The 2944-nt window shown below is 62.6% G+C and carries 3 protein-coding genes and 1 pseudogene; 3 read left to right on the forward strand and 1 reads right to left on the reverse strand.

The features are described from left to right. Positions 1 to 275 precede the first annotated feature (275 nt). Together EN939_RS27920 and EN939_RS27925 are read left to right on the forward strand one after the other, a co-directional pair. Positions 276 to 509: a DUF1289 domain-containing protein gene (locus EN939_RS27920; protein WP_164748880.1), complete on the forward strand. Its 234-nt coding sequence runs from the start codon at positions 276 to 278 to the stop codon at positions 507 to 509. A gap of 7 nt (positions 510 to 516) precedes the next feature. Further along, a complete protein-coding gene (locus tag EN939_RS27925; protein ID WP_127270820.1) occupies positions 517 to 1221 on the forward strand; it encodes a TIGR02281 family clan AA aspartic protease in 705 nt (234 codons plus the stop codon). Between the two features lie 10 nt (positions 1222 to 1231). Here the strand turns inward: EN939_RS27925 and dusA are convergent, their stop codons facing one another. Next, positions 1232 to 2230: a tRNA dihydrouridine(20/20a) synthase DusA gene (dusA, locus tag EN939_RS27930; RefSeq protein WP_127270818.1), complete on the reverse strand. Its 999-nt coding sequence runs from the start codon at positions 2228 to 2230 to the stop codon at positions 1232 to 1234. A gap of 632 nt (positions 2231 to 2862) precedes the next feature. On the opposite strand from dusA, the pseudogene EN939_RS39365 reads away from it, so the two are divergent. Further along, positions 2863 to 2944, forward strand: a pseudogene (locus EN939_RS39365) (conjugal transfer protein TraD); the annotation flags it as partial.

The raw sequence follows: 2944 nt of genomic DNA on the forward strand, positions 1-2944 counted from the left end.
GGTCTCGGCTGCCGTGTCGGCCGCCGGCAGGTTGGCCAACAGGTTGCGAAAATCGTCGAAAGGCAGTGCGCTGGTCATCTTGTTATCGATCATTCCCTGGAGTTGGTGAGCGGCATAGCCGCCTTGCGGGGTTGGCACAACCTCCGGGATGATGGGCCTGCATTTGCCGCAAAGCCGGCCCCGAAGGGCGCAATCGCGAGGGCTTGCATTGGCTTTGCCATTGCACCATGTGGAGGTGGAACAAGGGATTCCGGATGGAAGCCCAAGAGAAAGTCATGACGGCCATCGAATCCCCGTGCATCCTGGTCTGTTCGATCGACATGAAAACCGGCTTCTGTTTCGGTTGCGGTCGCACGCGCGAGGAAATCGGCGCCTGGATCGGGATGACGACGGAAACGCGCCGCAGCGTCATGGCGCAATTGCCGGCCCGGCTGGAGACGGTCGAACGCCGGCCGCGCCGGGAAACTCGCCGCACCCGTATGGCGCGCGAACGCGGCGCGCTATCGTGAGGTGCGGATGAGCCGGTTGTTCTGGATTTTGATGGCCGCGATCGGGGTGGGAGCAGTCCTGCTCATGCTCAATGATTCCGCCGGCAGCACGCTCGGCGTCGAGAACAACGATTTCAGCCGGCTGATCTGGCTCGGTGCCTTTGGCGCCCTTATCGGCGCCGGCCTGCTTCGCTCGGGCCGCCCCCTGGGCGCCATGGCCCGCAATCTCGGCGCCTGGGCGGCGATCGCACTCGCGCTGATCGCCGGCTACCAGTATCGCTATGAGTTGCAGGATGTCGCCAGCCGGGTGACCGCGGGCCTTGTTCCCGGCAGCCCGCTTGCGCTTGGCGTCGAGGACGGCCACGCCACGGTGACGCTCGACAAGGCGGACAACGGCCATTTCGAAGCGCGCATCCTGATCAATGGCAACCCGGTCCGGGCCGTGGTGGATACCGGCGCGACCAGCACCGTGCTGACGTCGCAGGATGCGCAGGCCGCCGGATTCAATCCAGCGGCGCTCAACTACACCATACCGGTTTCGACCGCCAACGGCATGGCGCGCGCCGCGGCCGTGAAAACCGATCAGATTGCGATCGGCGGCATCATGCGCAGGGATATGTCGGTGATGATCGCCGCACCCGGAATGCTCAGCCAGAGCCTGCTCGGCATGAACTTCATCGGTTCATTGTCGGGTTTTGACGTGCGCGGCGACCGCATGATCCTCAGGGATTGATCCCCGAAGCTCAAGCCGCTTCGGCTGCTGCGCCACCGAACTCGACGGCCGCGTAAGCCGTCTTCAGCACGTCCGGGCCGGCCCCGGGTTTTGTCGCGTCCGTGGACAGGATCTGCCGGTAGCGGCGCGCACCGGGCAGGCCATGGAACAGTCCGACCATATGGCGGGTGACATGGCCAAGCCGCCCACCCTGCTCGATATGGCGTGCCGCATAGTCCGCCATCGCATCGATCAGCGCGGCGAAATCGAACGGCTCGGACTGGACGCCGTAGAAAGCGGCATCGACGCCGGCCAGAATGCCGGGCGTGTGGTAGGCGGCGCGGCCAAGCATCGCGCCATCGACATGACCGAGATGCTTCTGCGCCTCTTCAATCGACTGAATTCCACCATTGATGCCAATGAATTCGTTATGTTTTCTGACCTTCAGCCGATAGACCCTGTTGTAGTCGAGCGGCGGGATGTCACGGTTTTCCTTGGGGCTCAGCCCTTCCAGCCACGCCTTGCGTGCATGCACCCACAATGCGTCGGCGCCGGCATCGAAAACCCCATCCGTCAGCGCATCCAGGGCCGGCTCCGGATCCTGCTCGTCGACGCCGATGCGGCATTTAACGGTCACGGGGATCTTCACCGCCGCTTTCATCGCCGCGACGCAGCCGGCGACGAGGTCCGGCACTTTCATCAGGCAGGCACCGAACGTGCCCGACTGGACGCGGTCTGACGGACAGCCGACATTGAGGTTGATCTCGTCATAGCCAAAGGCCTCGCCAATGCGGGCAGCCTCGGCGAGCTTTTCACGATCCGAGCCGCCGAGCTGCAGCGCGACCGGATGTTCCACCGCATCGAAGCCGAGCAGCCGCTCGCGCGCGCCATGGATGACCGCGTCGGCCACCACCATCTCGGTATAAAGCAGCGCATGGCTTGTCAGCTGGCGGTGGAAGAACCGGCAATGCCGGTCCGTCCAGTCCATCATCGGGGCCACAGATAGCCTATGATATTGATTTTGCAGCATTTTTTGTTTAACATCAAATCGTTAGAACGTGCCAAGTGCACACAATTTACGCCAGAATACGACCCTTTTTCGCCACGTTTCGATCTCTCAGTGCACACGGAGCGCACACGAAAAAATGGCCACCTACACAAAGCTCTCGTCCGGGTCCTGGCGTGTCCAAGTCCGTCGCAAAGGTCGCTACGTCAGCGAAACCTTCCTGCGCCGAGACGACGCACGCCGCTGGGCGACGAAACCGAGCGCCAAGTCGATCGCGGTGAGACACCGGCAAAGTCTCGAACAGCGCGCCTGAAAACCTTCGGCGAACTCATCGACCTTCATATCGACGACATGTGCGATATAGGCAAGTCCCCTCGCCGCTCCAAGGCCGCAGCCCTCGCTATGCTCCAAAGACATCTCGGCAAGTGCAACATCGCGGCTCTCGATCGCGAACGGCTCATTCGTTTCGGCCGTGACCGGGCTGCCCAAGGTGCTGGACCGATGACGCTAGGCATCGACATCGGTTTCGTAAAACTCATTCTGGCTCATGCCGTTGCGGTGCACGGGCTGCCCGTCAAGGTCGAACCGGTTGATCTCGCGCGGATCGCCCTGAAGAGGCTTGGCCTCGTTGGCAAAGGCAACCAGCGGGATAGGCGGCCGACAAATTGCAGAGCGCTGAAGGCGAGCATGCACGAGATCTATGGGCCGCGAAGGGTCGGCAGGCGTTCGATGCTGAAC

Source organism: Mesorhizobium sp. M7A.F.Ca.CA.002.05.1.1 (assembly GCF_003998335.1).
Classification (GTDB): Bacteria; Pseudomonadota; Alphaproteobacteria; order Rhizobiales; family Rhizobiaceae; genus Mesorhizobium.

Bases quoted from the DNA above. Each gene is read 5' to 3' on its own strand.
- EN939_RS27920 (WP_164748880.1), top strand. From the start codon at position 276: ATGACGGCCATCGAATCCCCGTGCATCCTGGTCTGTTCGATCGACATG.
- dusA (WP_127270818.1), bottom strand. From the start codon at position 2,230: ATGCTGCAAAATCAATATCATAGGCTATCTGTGGCCCCGATGATGGAC.
- EN939_RS27925 (WP_127270820.1), top strand. From the start codon at position 517: ATGAGCCGGTTGTTCTGGATTTTGATGGCCGCGATCGGGGTGGGAGCA.